At 46.2% G+C, this 24,683-nt stretch carries 18 protein-coding genes and 1 pseudogene; 12 read left to right on the top strand and 7 right to left on the bottom strand.

Going from position 1 to position 24,683, the window contains the following annotated elements; genetic code table 11:
• The first annotated feature begins 1 nt into the window (after nt 1).
• The 3 genes from preA (at nt 2) to ABR335_RS15490 (ending at nt 4,488) form a co-directional block, all read left to right on the top strand.
• On the top strand, nt 2-1,282 hold the full coding sequence (gene preA / locus ABR335_RS15500; RefSeq protein WP_061564841.1) for an NAD-dependent dihydropyrimidine dehydrogenase subunit PreA: 1,281 nt from the start codon (nt 2-4) through the stop codon (nt 1,280-1,282).
• A gap of 14 nt (nt 1,283-1,296) precedes the next feature.
• Nucleotides 1,297-2,712 carry a dihydropyrimidinase gene (gene hydA / locus ABR335_RS15495; protein ID WP_061564840.1) on the top strand — a complete coding sequence of 472 codons (1,416 nt, stop codon included), beginning with the start codon at nt 1,297-1,299 and terminating at the stop codon, nt 2,710-2,712.
• Between the two features lie 372 nt (nt 2,713-3,084).
• Entirely contained in the window at nt 3,085-4,488 is a 1,404-nt protein-coding gene (locus tag ABR335_RS15490; RefSeq protein WP_061087278.1) for an amino acid permease, read from the top strand.
• A 557-nt stretch (nt 4,489-5,045) separates the two neighbouring features.
• On the opposite strand, the gene ABR335_RS15485 is transcribed toward ABR335_RS15490, so the two are convergent.
• Both ABR335_RS15485 and ABR335_RS15480 read right to left on the bottom strand, forming a co-directional pair.
• A complete protein-coding gene (locus tag ABR335_RS15485) occupies nt 5,046-5,174 on the bottom strand; it encodes a hypothetical protein (protein WP_268810711.1) in 129 nt (42 codons plus the stop codon).
• A 56-nt stretch (nt 5,175-5,230) separates the two neighbouring features.
• Entirely contained in the window at nt 5,231-6,388 is a 1,158-nt protein-coding gene (locus ABR335_RS15480; RefSeq protein ID WP_017550634.1) for an iron-containing alcohol dehydrogenase, read from the bottom strand.
• Between the two features lie 270 nt (nt 6,389-6,658).
• Here ABR335_RS15480 and ABR335_RS15475 point away from each other — a divergent pair, with 270 nt between their 5' ends.
• From ABR335_RS15475 to ABR335_RS15460, 4 genes are all read left to right on the top strand, one after another.
• Nucleotides 6,659-7,912: an ammonium transporter gene (locus tag ABR335_RS15475; protein ID WP_017550632.1), complete on the top strand. Its 1,254-nt coding sequence runs from the start codon at nt 6,659-6,661 to the stop codon at nt 7,910-7,912.
• Nucleotides 7,913-8,081: 169 nt separating this feature from the next.
• On the top strand, nt 8,082-9,683 hold the full coding sequence (locus ABR335_RS15470) for a sensor histidine kinase (RefSeq protein WP_350346374.1): 1,602 nt from the start codon (nt 8,082-8,084) through the stop codon (nt 9,681-9,683).
• On the top strand, nt 9,680-10,360 hold the full coding sequence (locus tag ABR335_RS15465; protein ID WP_014096293.1) for a response regulator: 681 nt from the start codon (nt 9,680-9,682) through the stop codon (nt 10,358-10,360). The genes ABR335_RS15470 and ABR335_RS15465 overlap by 4 nt, the downstream gene beginning before the upstream one ends.
• Before the next feature lie 317 nt (nt 10,361-10,677).
• Nucleotides 10,678-11,979, top strand: coding sequence for a CitMHS family transporter (locus ABR335_RS15460; RefSeq protein ID WP_350346734.1), 1,302 nt, complete (start codon nt 10,678-10,680; stop codon nt 11,977-11,979).
• Between the two features lie 274 nt (nt 11,980-12,253).
• Here the strand turns inward: ABR335_RS15460 and ABR335_RS15455 are convergent, their stop codons facing one another.
• Nucleotides 12,254-13,261, bottom strand: coding sequence for a glycosyltransferase family 2 protein (locus tag ABR335_RS15455; protein ID WP_014096291.1), 1,008 nt, complete (start codon nt 13,259-13,261; stop codon nt 12,254-12,256).
• A 550-nt stretch (nt 13,262-13,811) separates the two neighbouring features.
• Between ABR335_RS15455 and helD the strand changes: the two genes are divergently transcribed.
• A complete protein-coding gene (gene helD / locus ABR335_RS15450) occupies nt 13,812-16,103 on the top strand; it encodes an RNA polymerase recycling motor HelD (protein WP_350346373.1) in 2,292 nt (763 codons plus the stop codon).
• A gap of 894 nt (nt 16,104-16,997) precedes the next feature.
• Here helD and ABR335_RS15445 read toward each other — a convergent pair.
• The 3 genes and pseudogenes from ABR335_RS15445 to ABR335_RS15435 all read right to left on the bottom strand — a co-directional run bounded on the left by ABR335_RS15445 (nt 16,998) and on the right by ABR335_RS15435 (nt 18,517).
• Nucleotides 16,998-17,267 carry a hypothetical protein gene (locus ABR335_RS15445; RefSeq protein ID WP_260832344.1) on the bottom strand — a complete coding sequence of 90 codons (270 nt, stop codon included), beginning with the start codon at nt 17,265-17,267 and terminating at the stop codon, nt 16,998-17,000.
• Between the two features lie 22 nt (nt 17,268-17,289).
• Nucleotides 17,290-17,499 (bottom strand): annotated as a pseudogene (locus ABR335_RS16835) (IS200/IS605 family element RNA-guided endonuclease TnpB); the annotation flags it as partial.
• Nucleotides 17,500-18,235: 736 nt separating this feature from the next.
• On the bottom strand, nt 18,236-18,517 hold the full coding sequence (locus ABR335_RS15435) for a hypothetical protein (RefSeq protein ID WP_350346371.1): 282 nt from the start codon (nt 18,515-18,517) through the stop codon (nt 18,236-18,238).
• Nucleotides 18,518-18,692: 175 nt separating this feature from the next.
• On the opposite strand from ABR335_RS15435, the gene ABR335_RS15430 reads away from it, so the two are divergent.
• Nucleotides 18,693-20,378 (top strand): IS1634 family transposase, encoded by a 1,686-nt coding sequence (locus ABR335_RS15430; RefSeq protein ID WP_260832243.1) that lies wholly within the window; start codon nt 18,693-18,695, stop codon nt 20,376-20,378.
• 213 nt (nt 20,379-20,591) lie between these two features.
• Here the strand turns inward: ABR335_RS15430 and ABR335_RS15425 are convergent, their stop codons facing one another.
• On the bottom strand, nt 20,592-20,807 hold the full coding sequence (locus ABR335_RS15425) for a helix-turn-helix transcriptional regulator (RefSeq protein WP_014096284.1): 216 nt from the start codon (nt 20,805-20,807) through the stop codon (nt 20,592-20,594).
• 514 nt (nt 20,808-21,321) lie between these two features.
• Here ABR335_RS15425 and ABR335_RS15420 point away from each other — a divergent pair.
• The 3 genes from ABR335_RS15420 (at nt 21,322) to glpK (ending at nt 24,602) form a co-directional block, all read left to right on the top strand.
• Entirely contained in the window at nt 21,322-21,882 is a 561-nt protein-coding gene (locus ABR335_RS15420) for a glycerol-3-phosphate responsive antiterminator (protein ID WP_014096283.1), read from the top strand.
• A gap of 416 nt (nt 21,883-22,298) precedes the next feature.
• The gene (locus ABR335_RS15415) at nt 22,299-23,099 is read left to right on the top strand and encodes an MIP/aquaporin family protein (RefSeq protein WP_035182632.1); all 801 of its coding nucleotides are present in this window, start codon (nt 22,299-22,301) and stop codon (nt 23,097-23,099) included.
• Nucleotides 23,100-23,111: 12 nt separating this feature from the next.
• A complete protein-coding gene (gene glpK, locus ABR335_RS15410; RefSeq protein ID WP_350346370.1) occupies nt 23,112-24,602 on the top strand; it encodes a glycerol kinase GlpK in 1,491 nt (496 codons plus the stop codon).
• Nucleotides 24,603-24,683 lie beyond the last annotated feature (81 nt).

Raw genomic sequence — 24,683 nt, 5'->3', positions numbered from 1 at the left:
TTTGGCAAATTTAAACGTTGAGATTACCGGCATCCGTTCGCCCAATCCTTTCTGGCTGGCATCGGCGCCGCCGACCAATTCCGGCTACCAGGTACAGCGTGCATTTGAAGCCGGATGGGGCGGGGTGGTTTGGAAAACGCTCGGCGATCCGATTTTAAATGTCACGTCCCGGTTCGCCGCACTTTCCTATAGCGGAAGAAGAATGGCCGGTTTCAATAATATTGAACTGATTACAGACCGGCCGCTGGATGTAAACCTGAAAGAAATTACTGAAACGAAAAAGAAATTTTCTGATCGAGCAATTATTGCCTCGGTGATGGTGGAGCCAAAACGGGAAAAATGGCATGAAATTGTCAAAAGGGTGGAGGATGCCGGTGTTGATGGACTCGAATTAAATTTTGGCTGCCCGCACGGCATGGCGGAGCGCGGGATGGGTGCGGCATCCGGCCAGGTCCCGCAGCTGGTTGAACAGCAGACTTACTGGGTCAAGGAAGCCGCAAAAACCCCGGTGATTGTAAAACTGACTCCGAATATAACGGATATTACAGCCACTGCCTTCGCTGCTGTACAGGGTGGAGCCGATGCCGTCAGTATGATCAATACAATTAACAGCCTGATGGGGGTGGATCTCGATACCTGGCAGACCGTCCCCCACGTAGCAGGCCTTGGCACACACGGCGGCTACTGCGGCCCGGCCGTGAAGCCGATCGCATTAAGTATGGTGGCAGAATGTGCCCGCGACCCTGACATCCCCGTCCCGATTTCCGGAATCGGAGGGATCGCCACCTGGAAAGACGCAGCTGAATTTATGCTGATGGGCGCCTCCAATGTCCAAGTTTGCACGGCCGTCATGCACCACGGATTCTCAATCGTAGAGGATATGATTGACGGATTGAACCATTATTTGGATGAAAAAGGGTTGCAATCAGCTTCGGACCTTATTGGAAAATCCGTACCGAAATACAAAAACTGGGGAGAACTCGACCTTAATTACAGGACAGTCGCCCGCATTAACGAGGAGCATTGCATTCATTGCAATAAGTGCTATATCGCTTGTGAGGATACGGCTCACCAGTGTATTGACAGGCTGGTGGATACTTCCGGAAAAAGCATTTTAAGGGTGCGCGAAGAAGACTGCGTCGGCTGCAATCTTTGCTCGCTTGTCTGCCCAGCGGACGGCGCCATCACAATGATACCGTTACGAGGGGAAATGCCGCTTACCTGGAATGAACGCCAGCGAAAAATATCCGGTCTTGAAGCCGACGAAATCACAATCAGTTAAATGGAGGGAAATACATGAAAAAACTTATTAAAAATGGAATTGTTGTAACCGCAGCGGACACTTATGAAGCTGATTTGCTGGTTGATGGGGAGAAAATTATAGAAATAGGACGCAATCTCACAGCAGATGATGCAGAAATCATAGATGCAAAGGGGGCTTATATTTTTCCGGGCGGGGTCGATCCGCATACACACCTAGACATGCCGTTCAACAATACGGTAACCGATGATGACTGGGAAACCGGCACAATTGCCGCAGCATTCGGCGGCACCACCACGATCATTGATTTCTGCCTTACAACAGGGGATGATACGTTGGAAAAAGCCGTTGCGCGCTGGCATGGCAAAGCGGAGGGCAAAGCTGCCATTGATTATGGTTTCCATTTGATGCTTGCCAATCTGGATGAAAAGGTGCTGGAAGAATTGCCACTCTTACTGGAAAAAGAAGGAATCACCTCGCTGAAAGTTTTTATGGCATACGCAAAAGAATTCCAAGCTGATGACCGCACCCTGTTCCGCGCATTTAAAGCCGCAAAAGAAGCAGGCGCGCTCGTAATGGTCCACTGCGAAAATGGGAGCGTCATTGACGAACTGGTTACAAAGGCGCTTGCAGAGGGACACACGGAACCGATTTACCATGCTTTAACCAGGCCTCCCGAAGCGGAAGGGGAAGCGACACACCGGGCAATCGAGCTGGCCCACATGGCGGATTCCCAGCTGTATGTCGTCCATGTCACCTGTGCCGAAGCCGTCAAGCAAATCGCCGAAGCACGCGCCAAAGGATACAAAGTATGGGGAGAAACATGCCCGCAATACCTTGTGCTTGACCAGTCTTATTTGGAAAAACCGGATTTTGAAGGCGCCAAATACGTCTGGTCGCCGCCGCTCCGCGAAAAGCATCACCAGAAAGTGTTGTTTGACGCTTTAAAGGCCGGCATTTTGCAAACCCTTGGCTCGGATCAATGCTCTTTTAACTTTAACGGAAAAAAACAGCTCGGACGCAATGACTTTTCTAAAATCCCGAACGGCGGCCCGTTTATCGAAGACCGGTTCAGTATTTTTTTTTCAGAAGGCGTGAAAAAGGGGATCTTATCCTTGAACCAGTTTGTGGACATTGTTTCCACCCAACCGGCGAAACTGTTCGGCCTGTTCCCGGAAAAAGGAACAATAGCTGTCGGGGCGGACGCAGATCTCGTTATTTTTGATCCGGAAGTAAAGCGCGTAATTTCTGCAAAAACCCATCATATGAACGTGGATTACAGCGCGTTTGAAGGCATGGAAATCACAGGAGAGCCAATCTCTGTTTTATGCCGTGGCAATTTTGTCATCAAAGACAAAAAATTTATTGGCCAGCCGGGAAGTGGGAAATATTTGAAACGCAAAAAATTTAACCAGGGTGCTCTGCAGTCCCCGACAGCAGCCACAGTGTAAAAGGAAAAAATGATGCGCGAATCCATTTTATTCCTGAAAGAAAAAGCGGAGATTGACCGTCTGCTGGATTGCGGATTTCGAATTACAGCGGTAGAAGAGGACCTGAACGGTTCTCTGGTCACCTTTACGAAAGAAAACCGATGCTCAGTGCGGCAGATCGTGACCACGGAAGGAAGAAAGTATTTTCCATTAAAAATTTGATCCATCAGAAACCCGATTGCTTTATGCAATCGGGTTTCCCATTTCTAGGAAATCTATTCCAAAATTTATTTTAACGAATTACTAATTTACCACTTTACCAAACTAAAGAAACGCGTTAAAATAATGACATATAATGAAGCGAAACCAAACCAACACAAAGGGTGAACATATATGAATAAAAAATGGGGACTTTGGACTTTAACCACGTTCGTTGTCGGCAATATGGTGGGCGGCGGGGTCTTCATGCTGCCGGCTAATCTCGCAAATAAGGCAGGGGCGCTCGGTTCAACACTTGCGTGGGTGCTGACCGGCTTTGGTGTTTTGATGATTGCGCTCGTGTTCGGAAACTTGGCCATCCGGAAACCGGAACTGAAAGCAGGACCGCAAAGCTACGCACAGTCGCTTTTTAAATCGAAACAGGCAGGCCGGGTCGCCGGCTACAGCATGGCATGGGGCTACTGGGCAGCGAACTGGGCGGCAACGGCTTCCGTCATTATTTCGTTTGCGGGTTATTTAACGACATTTTTCCCGATTATGCAAAGCACGAAAATCCTGTTTACGCTCGGATCTTTCCAAATGGAGACCGGAAAATTTTTGACATTTGCTGTGTGTACAGTCATGCTTTGGGGGATTCAATCGATTCTGTCGCATAGCTTTAACAGCGGCGGAAAAATGAATCTTGTCGCGACGGTCACAAAAGTACTCGGCTTTATGATGTTTATCGTCATTACCGTTTTTGCATTCGATGCCGCGAACTTCGGCAATGCGAAAGCTTTTACCGATGCGGACGGCCACGCTGTTTCTCTCTTCGGGCAAATTAACGGCGGCGCCATCTCCACATTGTGGGCGTTTATCGGCATAGAATCGGCAGTAATGCTGTCAAACCGCGCCAAATCACAAAAAGATGTGAAAAAGGCAACACTTCTCGGCCTGTTGATCTCGATCCTGATTTATGTCGGCATTACACTACTGACAATGGGCGCTTTGTCCCAGGCGGAACTGCGCGTTTCACATAAACCGCTTGTCGATGCGCTCGGTCAGGTGCTCGGTGCAAACGGCCAGTATATATTAGCCGCACTGGCGCTCATTTCCTTGTTTGGTTCAACTGTCGGCTGGATTATCGTCAGCTCCGAAGTGCCGTACCAGGCGGCAAAGGCCGGCCTTTTTCCGGCATTTTTCGGGAAAACGAACAGAAAAGGATCACCGTCCCGTTCGCTGCTGGTCACGAATATCATGACGCAAATCTTTTTATTCTCCACTGTGTCGGACACCATTTCGGAAGCGTATGATTTTGCCATTGTCGTGGCAACACTGGCTTATTTGATCCCGTATCTTGTATCGGTTATTTACCAGTTGAAGCTGGTGGCAGCCGGTGAAACTTATACGTCGCTAGGCGCTCGCACAACAGACGGTATCATTACCGGTATTGCGCTAGTGTATTCGGTATGGGTCATCATTACCGGCACTGCCGATTTAAAAACGTTCTTCCTCGGCATCGGGCTGTTTGTCATCGGCCTGGTTTTATACCCGGTTTTGATGCGGGAAAATAAAGTATATAAAGAGGTGCTGGAGTAACTGCGACCCGTTGGGAAAACTGCTTCCTGACGGGGCTCCTTTGCTTAGGCTAGTCACCCGGCCACAGCTACGGCGAGATGACTCAGAAGTGGAGGCGGGTTGTAACCCCCATTTCTTAGGTTCCTTTCTTGGCCGGTTTCCAACGGTCCGCCACTATGACCAGTTGATTCAAGTGGAGGCGGGTTGTAACCCCGTTTCGCAGTCTCCGTTCTTGTGCCGGTTTCCAAGGGATCGACACTATGGCGAGATGATTCAGAGGTGGAGGCGGATTGTAACCCCATTTCGATTCTTGTGCCAGTTTCCAATGGTCGGTCCGCCGCTATGGCGAGATGATTCGGACGGAGACGGGTTGTAACCCCCATTTCGCAGTCTCCGTTCTTGTGCCGGTTTCCAACGGTCCGCCACTATGACCAGTTGATTCAAGTGGAGGTGGGTTGTAACCCCATTTCGATTCTTGTGCCAGTTTCCAATGGGCTGCCACTATGCCCGAGATGATTCGGACGGAGACGGGTTCAACCCCCATTTCGATTCTTGTACCGGATTCCAATGGATCTACACTATGGCCAGATGATTGGAACAGAGGCGGTTTTCAATCCCCGTTTCGCAGTCTCCATTCTTGTGCCGATTTTCAACGGTCCGCTATGGTCAGATGGTTCGGAAGCGGAGGCGGGTTTTAATCCTCTCATTTCGCAGGCTCCCATCAAAAAGAAAAGGATGTCCTATAAAGGACATCCTTTTCTTTTTACAAACTCATCTTCAAAATTTCCCGCACATCTTCTTTGCCCAGTTTTTTAAAGTTGCCGATCGGGCCGAATGGCAAAGCTTTTTCCGCCATGACGTCGAGCTTGTCATCGCCGATATTGTAATCTGCAAGCCGGCTTGGCGCGCCGATTTCGTTAAAGAAAGCGCGGACTGCATCAATGCCAGCAAGTGCAATTTCCTCATCCGTTTTCCCTGCAGGATCCACGCCCCATACCTCAACGGCAAACCGTTTGAAACGCGGGATATTTTCTTTATAGACGTACTTCATCCAGTTCGGGAAGATGATCGCAAGCCCGCCGCCGTGCGGGATATCGTAAACAGCGCTGACGGCGTGCTCGATCGAGTGCGTTGCCCAGTCGGTTTCCACGCCGGTCGCAAGCAGGCCGTTGAGCGCAAAAGTGGAGCTCAGCATTAAGTTTGCGCGCGCATCATAGTCCTCAAGGTTTTGCAGCACTTTACGCGCATTTTCGATCACTGTTTTCATAATCGTTTCTGCAAAACCGGTTTGCAGCGGAATTTCTTTTGTATGCGAAAAATATTGCTCAAATACGTGCGAGAGCGTATCCGAAATGCCGTAAACAGTCTGGTTACGCGGCACGGTAAACGTATTTTCCGGGTCTAAAATCGAGAACGTCGGGAAAGTCATGCTTGCTCCGTGTTTTTGTTGCGTTTCCCAGTTCGTAATCACCGAGCCTTTATTCATCTCTGAACCCGTCGCAGCCAGCGTCAGCACAGTGCCAAGCGGCAGCGCTTTTTCCACTTTCGCCTTTCTTTCGTAAAAATCCCATACATCGCCGTCATACAGGGCACCGCCTGCGATTGCTTTCGAACAGTCGATGACGCTGCCGCCGCCGACAGCAAGAATCCAGTCGAGTTCATTTTCGCGGATCAGGGAGATGCCTTTTTTAACGGTGGACAGGCGCGGATTCGGTTCAACGCCCGCAAGTTCGCGCACATGGCAGCCTTTCTTCTCAAAAATTGCCTGCAATTTGTCATACAAGCCGGAACGTTTGATGCTGCCGCCGCCATATACAAGCAAGATCCGTTTTCCGAGCTGGTCGATTTTTTCATCGAGCTTTTCGAGCTGCCCTTTTCCGAAAATCAGTTCAGTCGGGTTGTAAAACGTAAACGGGTTCATCCAATTCCCTTCTTTCTTTGGAGTTTTACAGACAGATTGTACCACATTTTAGGATGCGCCAATCATTTTAAAAGCTTGCATGAGGAAAACAGTCCTTTTCGTTTAAAATTTGAAAGCGCGTTCTGACCGGTATGTAAGAAAACCTGACAACAAATATAAAAATTTTAAAAAAATTAACGAAAAAGTATTGAAAAAATGGCTGACATCACATATGATAATTTATATAACAAAGATGCGTTATAAAATCTAACATCAGAAAGGAAGAGGCAAATGGTTCCTGCAGATTCGGTCTTTATGTTTGTATCGACGGCGCTTGTTTGGGTCATGACACCTGCGATTGCGCTGTTTTACGGGGGGATGGTGAAAAGCAAAAACGTTTTAAGCACCGCGATGTACAGCTTCGGTTCGCTTGGGATTGTATCGGTATTATGGATTCTTGTTGGTTATTCGCTGGCGTTTTCAACCGGCGGCAACGCGATTCTCGGCGATTTAAGCTGGGCGGGGCTGCACGATGTCACGTTTAAACCGAATGCAGATTACAGTGCGACGATTCCGCATAACTTATTCATGATGTTCCAAATGACGTTTGCGGTTTTAACCATTGCCATTATTTCAGGCGGTTTTGTCGGACGGATGCGGTTTTCGGCATACTTGATTTTCATTTCCTTATGGTGCGTGCTCGTCTATGCGCCTGTTGCCCACTGGGTATGGGGCGTTGGCGGCTGGATCCGCAACCTTGGCGCACTCGACTTTGCAGGCGGCAATGTGGTTCATATTTCTTCCGGCGTGGCGGCCCTCATCCTCGCGCTTGTGCTCGGAAAACGGAAAGAATCCGAGACCGGACGGCATAACTTAATGCTTGTCCTGATCGGCGGCAGTCTCCTTTGGCTCGGGTGGTTCGGATTTAACGTTGGAAGTGCCTTATCGTTAAATGAAGTTGCTATGTATGCTTTCATCAATACCAATACTGCGGCGGCTTGCGGGTTAATCGGCTGGGCCGCGGTGGAATGGATTGTCAATAAAAAGCCGACATTGTCAGGCGCGATCTCGGGCGGCATTGCAGGGCTTGTAGCGATCACGCCGGCAGCCGGGTTTGTAACGCCAATGGCTTCGATCCTGATCGGCCTGGTTGGCGGCATCGTCTGCTTCTGGGGCGTCACGTATTTGAAATCGAAACTCGGCTATGATGATACGCTGGATGCATTCGGCATTCACGGCATCGGTGGCACATGGGGCGGCATTGCAACCGGCCTGTTCGCCTCTAAAGCGGTCAATTCTGCTGGCGCGAACGGTTTGTTCTACGGTGATCCGTCGCTCGTCTGGAAACAGCTCGTCGCCATTGTGTCCACCTATATTTTCGTTGGTATTGCCTCCTTTATTATCATCAAAGCGATCCAATTGTTTATGCCGATCCGTGTTGATGAAGAAGCGGAAAAAAGAGGTCTTGATATTACGTTGCACGGCGAACATGCTTACGGCCAGCCGTACGAAGATGCGGTTTACGAACAGGCTGCAGCAAAATAATAGAAGAAAAGAGCAGGTATATCCGCTTTTTCCAGGCTGCCGGGACATTCCCGGCGGCTTTTATTTTGCTTGGATTGGGAACGCGGTTTAGCACATCATGCCGTTTTCGCCGCAACATTTCCAAAAATCATGTAAAATGGAGATAAATCCTGTTTGGCGGGGGATGGGGATGCGTAAAAGAAAGGTTTCATTGCAGACAAAAATACTGGGGCTTGTGCTGCTTCTGTCTTTTTTGATCATCGGTGCGCTTTCCGGTTATTTTATGGTGCTGGAGCAACGCCAAATCGAACAACAGGAAGGGCGCCTAGCGTTAAATATTGCGAAAACGGTGGCGGCCATGCCGGCTGTTGTGAATGCTTTCCAAAGCAAAGATCCGTCCAAAACGATTCAGCCGCTTGCGGAAAAAATCCGCAAAGAAACCGGCGCCGAGTTTATCGTTGTCGGCAACAGGGAAGGGATCCGCTACTCCCATCCGCTCCCGGACCGGATTGGCAAAAAGATGGTTGGCGGTGACAATGAACGGGCCATTTTGAAAGGGGAATCCTATATCTCAAGCGCAAAAGGATCACTTGGCCCGTCATTAAGAGGGAAAACACCGGTACGCGACCGGAACGGAAACATTATTGGCATCGTGTCGGTCGGGTTCATGTTAAGTGATGTGAATCGGCAGACCAACATGCACATGATGAAAGTGGCTGGCGTCGCACTGCTCGCTTTTTTCGGGGCTATTATCGGAAGCGTGCTGCTTGCCCGGGATATCCGTAAAGACACCATGGGGCTTGAACCGTTCGAAATCGCGTCGCTTTATAAAGAAAAGCGGGCCATTTTACATGCGGTTAAAGAAGGGATTATTGCTGTAGACCGGGAAGGGTTTGTCACTACCATGAACCAGCCGGCGAAAAAAATGCTGCATATTGGCGGATCGGTCAGGCGTACAAAGATTGACAAGCTGATACCGGCTTCCATTTTTTACACCGTGTTAAAATCCGGCAAGCCGCAAATGGACCGGGAAATGGTATGGAAAGACCGGACGCTCATCGTAAACAGTACCCCGATTCTGAATGAACGGGGACAAGTGCAGGGGGCGGTCGCTTCTTTCCGCGATCGTTCTGAAATTGAAAGAATGGCCAACACATTGAGCGAAGTCCGCCAATACTCGGAAGATTTGCGGGCCCAGTCCCATGAATACGCAAATAAGCTGCATGTCCTTTCCGGGTTGCTTCAGCTTGGGGCTTATGAAGACGCAATTGAATTTATCCGGGAAGAGACGGCATCTTTGAAAAACCAGCACGCCCGTGTTTTTGAGAAGATAAAAGACATGAAAGTTCAGGCGGTTTTGCTCGGCAAACTTGGCAAAGCATCCGAAAAAAAGATTCATTTTGATATTGATCCGAACAGTTCTTTAGAAAGGTTGCCAAAGCAAATCGATGTGATGCGGCTGATTGTCATGCTTGGCAATCTGCTCGACAATGCTTTTGAAGCAGCAGGGAAAACCGATCACCCGACTGTCTTGTTTTTTGCGACAGATATGGGGGATGACATTGTATTTGAAATCAGCGATAACGGGCCTGGCATGGAAGAAGCGGTCCTCGCACATATATTTGAAAGGGGTTTTTCAACAAAAACAAAAGAAACGAACAGAGGGTTTGGCTTATCCAATGCCGCTCATGCTGTGTCCGAACTCGGGGGTTTTATTGAAGTCCACAGCCACCCCGGGGAAGGAACGGTTTTTACGGTTTATTTGCCGAAAAGGGAGGGTATCGACAGTTGAAAACAATAAAAGCGGTGATCGCCGAGGATGATTTCCGCGTGGCGCTTGTCCATGAAAAATTTCTGGCGGAGTTCCCTTGTTTCGAAGTGGTTGGCAAAGCCTTGAATGCAAAAGAAACGCTGGCGCTTGTGGAGGAAAAGTCTCCGGATTTTTTGCTTCTGGATGTATATTTTCCCGACCGGCTCGGTGTTGATCTACTTCCTGACCTGCGGGCATTGTCGCCGCATCTCGATATTATGATGATTACAGCCGCTGCGGAAAAGGATTTTATCGAAAAGGCGCTTCATTATGGGGTGGAACACTATTTAATCAAGCCGGTTTCACTTAAGCAGTTTAAGGAGGCGGTCGAAAAGTATCTGGATAAAAAGCGCCTCCTGGAAACAGCGGGTACGGTGGATCAGGCCTGGGTTGATTCGCTGTTCGGGTCGCCACGCCGGGAAGCGGGGACGCAGGAAACGGAGCTGCCGAAAGGAATTGATGCGATTACGCTGAGCAAAGTAAAAGCAGTGCTAATTCCGGACCAGGGGCAGTCCGCCGAACAGGTCGCTGAAAAAATCGGCGCCTCCCGGACAACCGCCCGCCGCTATTTGGAATACCTGGTTTCCATCCGGACGTGCAGAGCAGAAGTCGAATACGGCATCGTCGGCAGGCCGGAGCGGAAATATTATCTTGTTTAAACGCCTGTACGGCAGGTTGTGAAAACGAGGGTTACAAAAAATGGAAATCGGGTTTTCCATAAGTGTTGGGACCGTGACGGGATACTGGGGAGTACTGGGTACGTGTTGCTCTTGCACGAGGCTCACCGACCATTAGATCGGCCGGGCTTCGTTAGCGAGTACTGGGCACATGTTGCTTTTGCACCCTTCCCCCTTTTCTGTTCGTGAACAAAATGAACAAAATAGTCAAAATAGATTTTATACCAAATATGTTGAAAACGCTTACAATGGTTGGTTCATTGGGTAAACTGAAAGAAACGAACGAAGGGGTGGCTGTTGTGTTGGCATTCATGGGATTTTTGATGATTATTGTTTTCATGTTTTTGATCATGACCAAGCGGCTTTCCGCCATGATTGCGTTGATGGTGGTTCCGGTCATTTTTGCAGTAATCGGCGGGTTTTGGAAAGGAATCGGGAAGATGGCGATCGACGGGGTTACAAGCGTCGCGCCGACCGGCATTATGATTTTATTTGCGATTCTCTATTTCGGGCTCATGATCGATGCGGGGTTATTTGACCCGGTGATCTCGCAAATATTAAAACTCGTAAAAGGGGACCCGCTCAAAATTGCGATCGGGACAGCGGTTTTAGCCGTTTTGGTATCGCTTGACGGGGACGGCACGACCACCTATATGATTACTATATCCGCGATGCTGCCGCTTTACCAGCGGATCGGCATGAAACCGCTCGTGCTTGCGGGCATTGCCGTTTCCGGATCGGGCGTGATGAACCTGCTGCCATGGGGAGGCCCGACAGCCAGGGCAATGAGCGCGCTCGGCCTCGAGACGTCAGATCTGTTCACGCCGGTGATTCCGTCTATGATCGGCGGCTTGCTATTTGTCTTTCTCCTTGCTTTTTATCTCGGGCGTAAAGAAAGAAAACGGCTGGGGATCATCAGCTCAGAAAATGAAGCAATTTTGGAACAGGCTGCAGCCGTTGCAGTCGGTGAGGGGAATGAATTAAAGCGCCCGAAACTGATTTGGTTCAACGGCCTTTTGACGATTGCACTGCTTGTTGGGCTCATTATGGAAGTGCTGCCGGCAGCGGTTTTGTTTATGCTCGGTTTTGCCATTGCAGCGATGGTGAACTATCCGAATATGGATGTCCAGAAAGAAAGGGTGGCCGCCTACGCCGGAAATGCGATGTCGGTTGTGGGGATGATTTTTGCAGCCGGGATTTTTACAGGCGTTTTGTCCGGGACAAAAATGGTTGATGCAATGGCAAATACATTGGTTACACACGTTCCGGCAGCCTGGGGCCCGCATTTTGCCGTCATCACAGCAGTCATCAGTGCACCGTTTACCTTTTTCATGTCCAATGATGCGTTTTATTACGGGGTTCTCCCGCTCGTTGCAAAAGCAGCAGCAGCGTACGGCATTAGTGCGGAGGCAATTGGCAGGGCATCATTGCTCGGGCTTCCGGTCCATTTGCTGAGCCCGCTCGTCCCATCCACCTATCTGCTGGTCGGCATGGTCGGTGCCGAGTTTGGTGATTTGCAACGTGCTTTCTTAAAATGGGCGTGCGTATCGGCACTCGTTATGATCATTGTGGCATTGGTGATTGGCGTGATTCCATTTTGAAGCAGGAAAAGCGAAAGGATGATGTGTGCCTTTCGCTTTTTTGCACTTGAGGGAGCCTAGGTTTCGTTCCGGTCCTTACAGGCTGGTCTGTGGTTTTCGCGGCTCTTTTCGTAAAATGACCTGAAAGAAAAGAAGCCCGTGTTTACGCGTTCACCGAGGTGCTTTGCCGCATACGAAAACACGGCTTCCCAAAAAAGCGAGATAGAAGGAAGCGGCGGGGTGGAACAAGCCAACCACCGCTTCTGATACGACGTAAAAAGCGACAACAGGCTTGTCAATTAATCCTTTTTGCCGAATCCTGCTGTGTCCGCAACAATTGCTGGCTGATTGTCTCCTGCTGTGCATCCTGCGCAATCGTGTAGCGCGGACGCCTTTTTGTTTCTTGGTAAATTTTACCAATATACTCGCCGATTAACCCCATACTCATTAACATAAAGCCGCCTAAAAACCAAATGGAGATGATAATCGAAGCCCAGCCGTCATCCGCATGGCCGGAAATTTTTACAAAAAGTGCATACAAGCCGGCGATGGTGCTTGATAAAAAAGTAAACAAACCGACAAGGGTAATAAAGTGAATCGGCACCACACTAAAAGAAGTAAGGCCGTCAAAGGCAAACGCCAGCATTTTTTTGAGCGGATACTTGCTCTCGCCGGCTGCCCGTTCTTTCCGGTCGTAAAGCACTTCGGCCGTTTGCAAGCCGATTAACGGCACCACACCGCGCAAAAATAAATTTTGCTCAGGAAAGCGGGAAAGCTCCTCGAGCGCACGCTTGCTCATCAGCCGGTAATCCGCATGATTGTATACGAGATCAACACCGAGTTTTTTCATTGCCCGGTAATACCCCTGGGCAGTCGCTCTTTTAAAAAAGGTATCTTTCTCCCGCTTTTTCCGCACGCCGTACACAATGTCACAGCCGTCGTGAAACTTCAATAGAAATTCGCGCATAACCGAGATGTCATCCTGCAAATCGGCATCGATGGAAATGACACAGTCAGCCTCTTCTTTTGCTGTTTCGAGCCCGGCAAGTAGTGCTTTTTGGTGCCCAAAATTGCGCGAAAGCTTCAATCCTTTGACAAGTCGGTTTTTCCTTGCAATTTCCTCGATCATCGGCCATGTTTGGTCACGGCTGCCGTCATCGACAAACAAAATACTGCTTTTCGGGCTGATCAGGCCTTCGTTCATCAAGGAATACACCATTTCCGTCAGCTGGCGTTCCGTTTCGTATAAAACAGCCTCTTCGTTGTAACAGGGAACGACAATGGTCAGTACTGGATTTTCCACGTTAGCAACCTCCAACAAACAGTATTACGGATAGGTTTTGCCAGCGTGCATCACTTTATGCTTGAAAAAGGGAAATGAAGAAAAAGAATGGCAAGATGAGAGATTATGCGGTCTTCTCTATAAAATAACTTAAATTTTTACTTCAACCCCGAGCGCCCATTTGGCATGAGTACTACTTTTTGTGGCAGGCAACAGAGCGGAAAAAAACATGGAATGGCAAAAGAGAACAGACCAGACATTGGAAAATCAGGCGGAAACGTGGTATACTAAGATGCGGAGTGCAACGGATGGGGAATATACATTTTACCATCTTAATTATAGCATCTCCTCATCCCATTGTCAAATTTATTTGCTTGCGGTGCTACATTTTTCCCTACTGGTTGGGATGCCGGGGTATACCGCTTCATGCCATATAAAATGAACTTATGTTTTGACATCAAGCCAATTTGCATGATGACTACTTTTACAGCAGGCAACAGAGCTAAGATAGTTTGTTCATTTTTTTAAGAAAAATTTTCTATACTCTTACTGTCAGGAAGGGGCCGGTTCTATGCCACACGATGAAGAATGGTTAAAGGAACAAAAACGCGTTGATGATACAATTGAAAAAATGAAGCACGAAAAGGATACACTGCTCTCCAAAGTAAGGGCTGTCCGCGGCGAGGCACAGGAAATCCGCAATACGTTCTGGGAAGACGTAACGGTGAACCTCGATGAGCCGGATGATGTCGTAGAAACATCGGCGAGCGTCCGCCAGCAGGCAGAACTCCTTGCTGAACGCGAACGAAGCTATGGGCATATGGAAAAAGATGTGAAAAAACTTGATCGCCTCATTTATTCTCCATATTTTGCCCGCGTCGATTTTCATGAAGAAGGGGAACCTTCCGAGCCCATTTACATCGGCATTGCTTCCTACCGGGATGAGGATGAGTATCTCGTTTACGATTGGCGTGCGCCAATTTCCAGTATTTATTATGACGGAGTGCCCGGCCCGGTTTCGTACCAGGCGCCGGACGGCAGGCGCGAAGGCATCATGGATTTGAAACGGCAGTTTTTAATCCGGCGCGGCCACATTGAAGCGATGTTTGATACTGGTGTTTCGATTGGCGATGAAATGCTGCAGGAAATGCTTGGGGCAAACGCAAACACCCATATGAAAAATATTGTGGCGACGATTCAGAAAGAGCAGAACCGGATTATCCGTGATGTTTCAAGCAATCTTCTGTTCGTGCAAGGGGCCGCCGGAAGCGGAAAAACATCGGTTGCCCTGCAGCGGATTGCGTATTTGCTGTACCGGTACCGCGATTCGCTCCATTCCGAGCAAATTGTTTTATTTTCGCCGAACCAGCTGTTTAATCATTATGTGTCAAAAGTGCTCCCGGAGCTCGGGGAAAACAATATGCAGCAGACGACTTTCCTGGAGTTTGCCCAGGCACGCGCTGGCAAAAAGCTAAAAGTCGAAAGCCTGCTTGAGCAAATGGAAGAAGCGCTCGAAGGCAAAGCCGAAAACAGGAAAGAAGCACAAATCAAAGGCAGCCTTGCCTTTTTCCATGCCGTTCGGGATTATGCGGAAAAACTTTTAAACGGCGGCATCATTTTCCGCGATATCCGTTTTAAAGGCGAGACGATCGTGCCGAAGGAAAAAATTGCGGAGATGTTTTATGCCTATGATCAAAGCTACTCGCTGCCGAACCGGTTTCAGCTTGTCAGCAAAAAGCTGCTGAAAGAACTGGAACAGATTGCAAAAGAAGAGCGGAAAAAGCCATGGGTGGAAGAAGAAATGGAACTGCTCGGGACGGAAGCCTATCTTGCCGCCCATCAATATGCCGAGCGCAAATCGCGCAAGAACAATGATGCGTTCAGCGGGGCCGATGATGAAAAAGAATTTTTAGCGCGTAAAATCGTCAACCGCCGCTTCAGCTCGATCCGGAAACAAATTAAAACGTTCCATTATCTCCATATCCGTGCCCAGTATCTGGATTTTTTACGGCGCGGACCAGAATTTGTTCCCAGTGCGGAAGAACGGCTTGATGCAAAAACGCGCGCCGCTTTCCGTGAAGGGTGGCTGCCCTATGAAGATACCGTGCCGTTTTTGTATCTCTTTGACCTTTTGACAGGCAAAGCAACGAGCAGTTCGATCAAATATGTGTTTATTGATGAAATCCAGGATTATTCGCCGGTCCAGCTTGCCTATTTGCGCTATTTGTTCCCGTACAGCAAGTTTACGATGCTCGGCGACTTGAACCAGTCCATATTTGGCACAAGCGGCCGTTCGCAGATGGAGCTGATCAAGGAAATTTTCGGTGAAGAAAAAGCACAGGTCGTATACTTGACGAAAAGCTATCGTTCGACTGCCCAGATCACCCGCTTTACGAAAGAAATTTTAGCGGGCGGGGAGAAGATTGAATGGTTTGAACGCGAAGGCGATTTGCCGGTTGTTACGGTGGCCCGCGGCAACGAAGAAGCTTTGGCAAAAGTTGTACGGTTTGCGAAAAAATACGCAAAAGATAGCCATACAGTTGCGATCATCGGCAAGTCACAGAAACAGTGTGCCGAAGCGTATGAAACATTGCGGGAAGAACTGGATCTGACCTTTATTGAAAAAGAATACAGCGATCTTCCGGAAGGCATCATCCTGATCCCGTCTTATCTTGCGAAAGGGCTGGAATTTGACAGCGTCATCGTGCTCGATGCTTCGGCGTCTGTATATAAGGATGAAGCAGAACGCACCCTGCTATATACAGTCGGGACGCGGGCGATGCACCACCTCGCCCTTGTCAGCAACGGTCCGGTGACCCCGCTTTTAGATAAAGTGCCTGAGACGCTATACGTTAAGAAATAGGAAACAGGATAACAACGGCCGGCTGCCAAACGCATCAGCCGGCCGTAATCTTTTCCAAGAAGTAAACTTGCATGCACGTTCGATCATGTTTACGATGCGGAAGCTAATGGCAGGGACCATTCCACCTGTTTGACGGCTTTCAATGGAGGGGGGCTTGTTTTTTCTTTAATTCGGTGATAGTGTGGCGAAACAGACATCCTTGTTCGCGAAATTTAGCAGGAGTTTTGGGATGGGGTGCAGAAACATTAGAAAAAAGAAAATACCTTTTATAGGGGGAACTTATGGAAAAGTTTATTAAAATATGGAGGAGTACTTATATTTGGCTTTTGATCTTTCTACCGGTTCTTTTATTCGCAACTTTCGATCATGTCCATATTTCTTTTTTCATCTTAGCCTTTTATTTCTTTGTTCACCTTATCATAGAATTTTATAAAAAAGTTGCAGCCAGGCAAAAAATTGGCACTGTCTGCTTGATCTTGATTTTTCTTTATTTTAGCTTTGTTTATTGAGACCACCAAGACAGTTGCCCGGGGGATTTCGTGTATGGAGTCACAGCCACAAAACTTTGACATCTATAGACCGGGTAACGGCTTTTGTTATCGACGGTTCTCTTTACGCTCGAAACCTTAGTAAATCTGTTGAACTTCTGGCTAAAGTATTCCCATCACTGCTTTATGGGAGATTCCAAATACTGACAAGGAATTGAATAGACAGCTCTTCATTTATACCTGTTGACTCTGTTTTAATGTGCTCTGCCTAAAAGGAAAACGGATCCCAATCTGGATAAACGCACTTTCGGTTTCAAACGCCAGCAAGCGTCCTCCAACCTCGTGGTTTGCGATGCTAATAAAAAAGCGACATGGTTTTGGCCATGTTGCTTTTTAATTCAGTTCGCTATGGCTGATTCCAAAAAAATGTAGTAACGATGACCGGCACAATAACAGCAATCATTAGAACAGCAAGATTCCCAATAATGCTAATTACTTTCATGAAGCCGCCACCTTTGCTACTAAAGGCAAGAATTAATCCAATAATAGGGAACACAGTTAAAATGATGATTGTTATTTGCCCAGGAAATAAGTCCACACCTCCATAAATAGAAACTAAATAAACCAATGCCGAAAAAATGAAGAGTGCAAAAGATATTCCTTCAAATTTTTTCACAAAATTTCCCCTCTCTTTTTTGTTAAATATTTGTTGAGCAGGTGAATCCCGCAGTTCCTACGGTTAGAAGCCTTATGACCTCGTTTTTAAGATTGATACTTGCGGTTTATATGGTGGGTATTAGATATGGCAATTTGGCCATTCCCATACTGCCAGGTTTTTAACGTCTTTATTTTGGTAGCTTGTAGCATGAACACAGCTGGGAACTGGGAAAGGTTTTGAATACAGCTACTTGATCCATATGGGTTGAACGGGATTTTAGAGGTATGACGAATATGTCGCACCCAATATTTTTCAATCATTTTTAAATAATCAAGCAGAATATGAGATCCATTCATTGGATGATCGTGGATCGTAATAAAGTAATGCTGATCAGAATATATTTTCCACTCTTTAGGCCCCTCATCAAAGATAATTTCCAAAAAAATATCGCCATCATATTTTTTGTTATTTTCAGCTAATTTTTCGTAAACATAGGGTACCCATACTTCTCCCTGCAATTCTAAGCTTCGATATCCGATTTCCCCAAACCAACAATTAAAAGTCCTTCGCAATAACCGATAATTCCTTTCACCATAATCGTTTTTGGAAAATAAACCTCGAAAATCAAATTTTTCCGCTAGCCAATATTGAATATCTTCTTCCTGTATATCTGAGCGCAAACATTCCCTCCATATTTCTTTACCCTTTTCTAAAAAAGACTTCCTATCAATAAAACCTTCTCTTTCAAGAGGCAGATAGGGAAACTTATTACCCTCATTTTCCAAATTGGTATAAGCGTTATGAATATAGATTAAAAAATTAAAGTTATAAGAAATGACATCTCCTACGTTGATCACAATATTCCCCTTTTCTGTATGGTGTTGGGGCACCGATACTTCAGCATTGGATACGATCCCAATTTTATAAGCTAAAGGTATCACCGCTTATCTTTTACTATTTTCTTTTGGATACAACCAGCCTGACAATTAAGTAACCGGGTTCTTATTTTTTCTGGATAGATAGCTGGTAAGAGTAAAACCACCAAGCAATAGAATGCATAGAGCTAAGATCATATTCTCAATTGAAACAGACTTTATACCAAGTACAGCCATTACTCCTAAAGCAGCTATTACAAAGATCATAACCCAAAAAAGAAATATTCTGTTATATTTTTTTCGATTTTCGATAGTACGTTCATCTTCTACTACTTCATCATCGTCCTCTTGTTTTTTTAAATCCCTATTATATTCCCAGACTACAAAGATCATAACTACATCACCAACAAGTGACCAAATGGGGAAGGGATGCTCAAATATAGCAACAAATATATTAATCGCATATTCCGCACGTAAATTTTTCCATTTTATGATTTTTTTAAAGGAATTTTCTCCTTCTTTGTAGAATTGAATGATTATCTAATTACGGGAAGATGAGGAAATTTTTATGTCAGATCAAATTTTAACCTTACATGTGGGGCCGTCTCAACTTTTATCTAAACTGTGTGATGAAATAGAACTCGAAAAGACCATTAATGATTTAGTCAAATGGGATTCTGTCCGTTGTCATGTCTCACCCGGAACAAGGATTAAAGCCCTTGTCTTAAACATTTTATGCAGTGGCAAGCCCCTTTATAAGGTTCATGAATTCTATCAAAACCTAGATTCTGAGATGCTTTTCGATACATCGGTTTCACCCGATCAATTAAATGATGATGCATTAGGAAGAGCATTAGATTACTTGTATGAAGCCGAAGCATGGAAAGTCTATTCCACCATTGCATTAAAAGCACTAAAAAAATTGAATCTTCCTATTGGTGTACTGCATAACGATACAACCTCAATTTCTGTTTACGGAGAATATAAGCAACCGAAGGAAGATGGACTGCAAATTACGTACGGGTATAGTAAGGCCCATAGGCCTGACTTAAAACAAATCGTTCTGGGGATGGGGGTCACACCTGAACGAATTCCTATCCTTGCAAAAGTAGAAAATGGGAATACTTCGGATAAATCTTGGAATGTGGAATTCATTCAAAAGATGAGAAAAATCCTTTCCCATGAAGATTGGAAAAATCTCATTTATCAAGCCGATTCTGCATTAATCACAACGGAAAATCTAGCGGAAATTCAACAACAAAATTTATCGTTTATTTCCCGTTTACCTGATACATTCGGTTTAAGCACAGAACTAAAGAAAGAGGCATGGTTGCTCAATAACTGGGAAAGGGTAGGCTCACTTAGCAATAAAAAAGACGCAGCTATTTACCAAATTCAAGCTTTTGAAAGACAAATTCAAAACCTTCCTTACCGGTTTCTTGTTGTCCACTCAAACAATTTAGATCAACGAAAAGAGAAAACCCTAAATCGGGCGATCGAAAAGGAAGAAATACAATTAAAAAAAGAGATAGAAAAACTGAGTAAAGTTATCTTTCATTGTAAAGAGGACGCACTAGAAGCAATTCAATCTTTTAAGAAAAAACAAAAGGCTTCATATTTCTGTTATAAACTAAACGTCCAGATGAGTGATCAACCTATCAAACGAAAAAAGAGAGGAAGACCTAAAAAGGACGAACAGACAAAACAAGAACAAATCTATCAAATACAACTGGAATCGTTTGAAAAAGATCATGATTTTATCGAAAATAAGAAAAAAATGCTCAGCACTTTTGTTTTAATCACAAATAAATTAGATGAGGAGACACTATCCAATCAAGAAGTTTTGAGGGTTTATAAAGGACAGTCGGCCGCTGAGACCCGTTTCCGATTAATCAAAGATTCACAAATGATTGATGCCATTTACTTAAAAACCCCGGAAAGGGTTGAGGCCTTAGGTATTGTGTATGTGATGGCTTTATTAATCTATGGAATTTTAGAATATCGAGTTAGAAAAGAACTGAAAGAAAAGAACCTATCTCTAATCTTGAAAGGAAAAAGGAAACTCTATCAACCCACAGGCCAAGCATTGTTAGAGCAATTAGAAGATATTACCGTGATCCTTATAAATCAAAATCAACAAAAAATAAGGCTCTTACCCGATAATATTGATTCACAAGCCAAAAAAATCATTGAATTATGCGGGTATGATGTATCAATATACGTGTCAAAAAATGTCGAAAACAAAGGAGAATAACACACAATAGGAGGAATTCATGAAAAGAATGTCGAATTGAAAAGAATTTTATCGAAAATTCCTCAAAAATAAGAAGATATCATCCCACCAAGCCATTTAAATATAGTTCATTCAAAAATTAGAATGAACTATATTTAAGACGTGCGAAATGTGGGATTAATTACAATTACAGTAGCAATACATAACCAAATATTTATTGGCTTTCTTTTATAATTAGACGGCACTGTCTTCACCCTCCTCTAAAAAGAATATTTCTTCTACATTTTTGCCGAAAAACTTAGCAATTTTAAGCGCAAGCTCAAGACTGGGATTATAACGGTGATTTTCAATCGTAATGACTGTTTGCCGCGTAATTTTTAATTCTTTTGCAAGCTGTTCTTGCGTTATCCCGATTTCTTTTCTTAGTAACTTAATGTTGTTTTTAACCATAGCTGAGTAGCTCCCGATATGTATAAGTTTAAATGATTTTTCCTTTCCTCAATAAAGTAAGAGTATCTTTACAACCAGTATATCCGGTTTATTCAAAAATGTAAACATACTTTTACGTAAAAACATCTTTACATCAATGTCTTTACCGTTTTTGTTTGAAAACTCAATTTTGGAGATACAAAATTACCTATAAAAAAACCCTCTTTCAAAATATGTTGCTTTTAAAACCCGATCCTATACAATATACACGTGGAAAATGGCCTAAACTGAATAAAAAGAGAGCTGGCTTTTATGCAACCAAATGAGCCACTTGGTCTGATTCATCTGTTCTTAGCTGCGTGAAACATTCACTCATCTTTTTCACGATGACAGCGGAAAATGAAAAATTCCCGGGGACAGTCCCCTCAAAAGACACGATTCACACACAGCCGGGAAAATCTTGACATATACACAATGCGTACCGGCCCATCGTACGTGGTAAACTAAATTTGCATAAACATAAGGAGGAGAAAAAATGGCCTTTTCTCAAAGAATTCTTCCGGCTTCTGTCAACATGAAGGAGTTTGAAAGGTTTTTAAAAAGTGATTATGAAATCGGGATTTTTCTGGAGCTTCACATTTCACAGCTCAAATATGTCGCGGCAATGGCAAAGGCGGAAGGCAAAAAAATGATTTACCATGTGGACTTGATCCAGGGCTTGAAGAGTGATGATTACGCAACGGAATATTTATGCCAGGAGTATCAACCTTTCGGGCTAATTTCCACGAAAGCCAATGTCATACAAAAAGCAAAGCAAAAGGGAGTCGTGTCGATCCAAAGAATGTTCCTGATTGATTCGCATGCGCTTGAGAAAAGTTACAAATTAATTGAACGGACGAAACCTGATTATATTGAAGTTTTGCCGGGAATCGCGCCATGGATGATCACCGAAGTAAAAGAACGGCTTGGCATTCCAATTTTTGCAGGCGGGTTGATCCGTACGCGGGAAGATGTGGAAAAAGCATTGAAAGCCGGAGCGGAAGGCATCACTACCTCGGACACGGAATTGTGGGAAGCCTTTTTGGAAAAGAAATAAAGATAAGCGGCTGTTCCGGGCGGCCGCAGTGGTTTTTTTGCATGGGACGGCACCCGGGTGTACAGCGGGCATATTGACAAGCCGACTCCTAACCAGAAGTGGAAGCGATGTGAAACATTCTCCCATTGGAGCCGAATGCAGCCCAGCGGAATCCTAAGTCTGCTGGCAAGGATGTCCGCTTCTTTCAACAAAATCTGGAAAAATCCGGTATATATTTTTTTGTGAACATGGATTGACAAAATTTAAAGTAAGCGTTATCATCATACATAAGTTAATAAACTTGGCAGGAGAACAAAGAGATCCACTCCATTCGCAACAAATTTGCGGGCGTCGTGGGTCTTTTTGTTCTTTTTTGATGAAAGGGACCGGAGTGTTGCCGGATCAGCTTTTAATTCATTCGAAATGGAGGAAGGGGTATGAATCCATATTTAGCAGAATTGGTTGGCACAGCCATCCTGATTATTTTTGGTGGCGGTGTTTGTGCCAATGTCAATTTGAAAAAGTCATTTGCCTACCAGAGCGGCTGGATTGTCATTTCGTTCGGGTGGGGACTTGGCGTCGCCATGGCGGCTTATGCAGTCGGAAAATACAGCGGTGCCCACTTAAATCCCGCACTTACCGTCGGGCTTGCATTTAACGGGGATTTTCCATGGTCGAAAGTGGCCGGGTATATTTTGGCGCAAATGGTCGGAGCCATGATCGGCGCTGCCGTCGTATTTTTTCACTTTTTGCCGCACTGGAAGGAGACGGACGATCCGGGAGCCAAACTTGGCGTATTTTCGACCGGGCCGGCCATTCCAAACTATTTTGCCAATCTTATCAGTGAAATGATTGGGACCTTTGTTCTTGTGCTCGGTGTTCTTACGATCGGGGCAAATAAGTTTACAGACGGGCTGAACCCGTTCATCGTTGGCATGCTGATTGTAGCGATCGGGGTTTCACTTGGCGGGACGACGGGTTATGCGATCAACCCTGCCCGCGACCTTGGCCCGAGAATTGCCCATTTTCTGCTCCCGATTGCAGGGAAAGGGCCTTCGAATTGGGGTTATGCGTGGGTGCCGGTTGCCGGTCCGTTGCTCGGGGGTTCTCTCGGGGGCGTTTTTTACCGGGCTGTGTTTAAAAATGATTGGACGCCCGCGTTTTGGTGTGTTTTGCTAACGTGTTTACTTGTATTATTGATAGTATGGATGATAGAAAACAAGAAAAAGAGAGCGTAAGGAGGAAACGGGATGGAGAAATTTATTTTATCCATTGACCAGGGGACAACAAGTTCAAGAGCTATTCTTTTTAACCAAAAAGGGGAAATTGTGCATACAGCCCAGCAGGAATTTCATCAGTATTTTCCACAGCCTGGCTGGGTGGAACATAATGCGAATGAAGTGTGGGCATCGGTGCTCGCGGTTACGACGACCGTTTTAACAGAAGCAGATGTAGAGCCGAAGCAGATTGCCGCGATTGGGATTACCAACCAGCGTGAGACAACGGTCGTCTGGGATAAAAAGACGGGTCATCCGATTTACAATGCGATTGTCTGGCAGTCGCGGCAGACAGCGGATATTTGCGCTGACTTAAAAGAAAAAGGCTATGCTGATATGGTCCGTGAAAAAACAGGGCTCCTCATCGACCCGTATTTCAGCGGGACAAAAATCAAATGGATTCTCGACCATGTTGACGGAGCAAGAGAACGCGCTGAAAAAGGCGAGCTCCTGTTTGGCACAATCGACACTTGGCTGATCTGGAAATTTTCAGGCGGCAAAGCCCATGTTACCGACTATTCGAACGCGTCCCGGACACTTTTGTACAATATTTACGATTTGAAATGGGATCCCGAGCTGCTTGAAATGCTGGACGTTCCTGCTGCGATGCTTCCGGAAGTCAAACCTTCCTCCCATGTTTATGCGCAAACTGCACCGTACCATTTCTTCGGTGAGGAAATTCCGATCGCAGGCGTGGCGGGCGACCAGCAGGCGGCGCTGTTCGGGCAGGCGTGCTACGAAGAAGGGATGGCGAAAAATACGTACGGCACCGGTTGCTTTATGCTGATGAATACCGGCGAAAAAGCTGTTTCTTCCAAGCATGGCTTGCTGACGACGCTCGCATGGGGTATTGATGGAAAAGTCGAGTATGCCCTTGAAGGCAGCATCTTTGTGGCAGGGTCAGCGATTCAATGGCTGCGTGACGGGATGCGCATGATCAAAGACAGCGCCCAAAGTGAATCGTATGCAGAACGGGTCGATTCGACAGATGGCGTGTATGTCGTGCCGGCATTTGTCGGGCTTGGGACGCCGTACTGGGAAAGCGATGTGCGCGGCGCGGTGTTCGGGCTGACACGGGGCACCACGAAAGAACATTTTATCCGGGCCACGCTTGAATCGCTCGCCTACCAGACGAAAGATGTGCTTGCCGCGATGGAGGCGGATTCCGGATTGCCGCTTAAAACATTGCGTGCGGACGGCGGCGCAGTGAAAAACAATTTTCTCATGCAGTTCCAAAGCGATATGTTGGGCGTGCCGGTTGAACGCCCGGTTGTGAGCGAAACTACAGCACTTGGCGCCGCATATTTGGCGGGGCTTGCGGTCGGTTACTGGGAATCGCGTGAAGAAATTGCCCGCCAGTGGAAAGTGGAACGCAAATTTGAACCGTCACTCGCGGAAAAAGAGCGCGAAGCCTTATATGGCGGATGGAAAAAAGCAATCCACGCAACCATTGCCTTTAAATAGATTTATAGCATTTCGGCTGCCGTTCTTGCTGCAGCCGGCATGGTTTGATCCGGCTTGTCCTGTGGCAGTTTAGCTGTTGCA

It is taken from the genome of Heyndrickxia faecalis (genome assembly GCF_040267745.1).
Classification (GTDB): Bacteria; Bacillota; Bacilli; order Bacillales; family Bacillaceae_C; genus Weizmannia; species Weizmannia faecalis.
The sequence above is the reverse complement of the archived record's forward strand: the minus strand, read 5'-3'. Positions and strand labels throughout refer to the sequence as shown.